This is a genomic window from Teichococcus coralli, assembly GCF_009829925.1.
Lineage (GTDB): Bacteria > Pseudomonadota > Alphaproteobacteria > Acetobacterales > Acetobacteraceae > Pseudoroseomonas > Pseudoroseomonas coralli.
Map to the genome: position 1 here is coordinate 1 of NZ_SNVJ01000058.1, position 1,687 is coordinate 1,687.

The 1,687-nt window shown below is 60.5% G+C and carries 2 protein-coding genes and 1 pseudogene; 2 read left to right on the plus strand and 1 reads right to left on the minus strand.

The annotated features are described in order from the left end of the window. Positions 1-223: pseudogene (locus E0493_RS23665) on the minus strand (hypothetical protein); the annotation flags it as partial. A 409-nt stretch (positions 224-632) separates the two neighbouring features. Between E0493_RS23665 and E0493_RS23220 the strand changes: the two are divergent. Continuing rightward, entirely contained in the window at positions 633-914 is a 282-nt protein-coding gene (locus E0493_RS23220) for a FitA-like ribbon-helix-helix domain-containing protein (RefSeq protein ID WP_202397303.1), read from the plus strand. Next, positions 911-1,363: a type II toxin-antitoxin system VapC family toxin gene (locus tag E0493_RS22900; RefSeq protein WP_160939575.1), complete on the plus strand. Its 453-nt coding sequence runs from the start codon at positions 911-913 to the stop codon at positions 1,361-1,363. Before E0493_RS23220 ends, E0493_RS22900 begins: the two co-directional genes overlap by 4 nt. Positions 1,364-1,687 lie beyond the last annotated feature (324 nt).

The window sequence follows — 1,687 nt, forward strand, 5'->3', positions numbered from 1 at the left end:
AATCTGCTGCAAACTTCGCAACACAACCCGAGGCAGTATCAGCGATCCGACGACCATTGCGCCCACTCAACGCTCGTTGGATAGGAGGCAGCGTTGGAACTTCCGACGTCCAGGCAACTGCACGAGCTTCCTTAAGAGCACCTTCCACTCCATAAGCTGACAGGTGCTCATGGACTGCAAAAAGGTCAGGGTATTCGTCTTGGACTTTCTTAGAAGGGCTCATCAACAATCACCGTCATTCAGTTCTGGAACAAAACTGCAGGTCTGTCGATGTGTCCTTTGCCTACATCCTACCGTGCTATCGATGTGACTTCTGCCTTCGCACAGCAATAATAAAGATTGTATCTGGTACACATTGAAGTTTGAAGGCAAATAACACAGGGATAACTCGATAAGTTTCTGATTCCTCGATAAAATTGAACGGCGGCCCCAATCAAGACGTAGGCAACAAACACATCCTTCCCTCGCTTCAGCGACACCCGCTAGCGTAGGCAAAGATCGCATCTGTCCGACTCGCGTAACGCTCCGAGCTACCTCAAGCTGTAGGCAAAGATCACATCCGGCCCGCCTTCCGTCTAATAACTGCCTTCCCTATATGCATGCATTGACAGCACTTGCAGCAGGAGCGTGCCATGGCTACCCTGACCGTCCGTAACTTGGATGATGACGTTGTCCGGGCGCTGCGCATCCGGGCCGCCGAGCACGGCCGGTCCGCCGAGGCTGAGCACCGGGAGATCCTGCGGCAGGTCCTGACCGCCAGCCTTGAGCCTTCGCCGCGCAAAGCCGCTGCGGAGCGCTTGGCCGAATTCCGCCGCCGCATGGCGGGGCGCGGCTCCGCCACTGCAGCCGAACTGCTCAAAGAGAGTCGTATGGGCAGGGCAGGGGACCTCGCCGGCGAGTCAGACTCCCAGTGACGCTGGTCGTTGACGCCTCGGTCGCGCTGAAGTGGATCCTGGATGAGCCGGACAGCCATCTCGCCCAGGCGCTCGCCGAGGGCGAGGAGGAACTCCTAGTGCCGGACTTCCTGCTGAGCGAGGCCACCAATGTCTGCTGGTTGCAGTTCCGGAAGGGCAAGTGGTCGGCGGACGAGGCAAGGGAAGGGCTGGCGCTGCTCCGCGCCCTGGTGCCGCCGACGCCGACCGGCGACCTCGATCTCCACGACATCGCTCTCGACATCGGATTGGCCGTCAACCACTCCACCTATGACACCCTCTACGTGGCTTTCGCGCTCGCCATGGGCGCGCGGGGCGTCGTGGTCGCAGATGGGCCGTTCGTCGCCGATATGAAGCGCCACACCAATCCGGCGCTGGCGGGCCTGCTCATTCCGCTCGCCGACTGCCAATGGGGCAGCGGGCTGGCGTGACCGAGGAGATAGCGGCCGTCCGTCAGCGGGCATTCCGTGAGGGATAGGATGAGCACATGCTGTGGATGGTAATCTTGGAGGAACTGGGCGCCGACAAGATCGCCGAGTGGACCCGGGCGAGCAAGGTTGCGGCGGCAATGCATGGACCCCCCGCTGATCAAGGCTCGCTGGGACCAACAGGTCGACGCCCGTCACCACGCGTTGGATGGCGTCAGTCCTGTTGACTTCGCCAATGAAGCGCTCGCGAGGACTTGGTCCTGCCCTGCGTGCCTTAAGACGGCCTCCTGTACTTCGGCTTAGAGCGTCTAACAGAACCTGGAACCG

Coding starts and splice junctions, on each gene's coding strand:
- E0493_RS23220 (WP_202397303.1), top strand. CDS start 633: ATGGCTACCCTGACCGTCCGTAACTTGGATGATGACGTTGTCCGGGCG.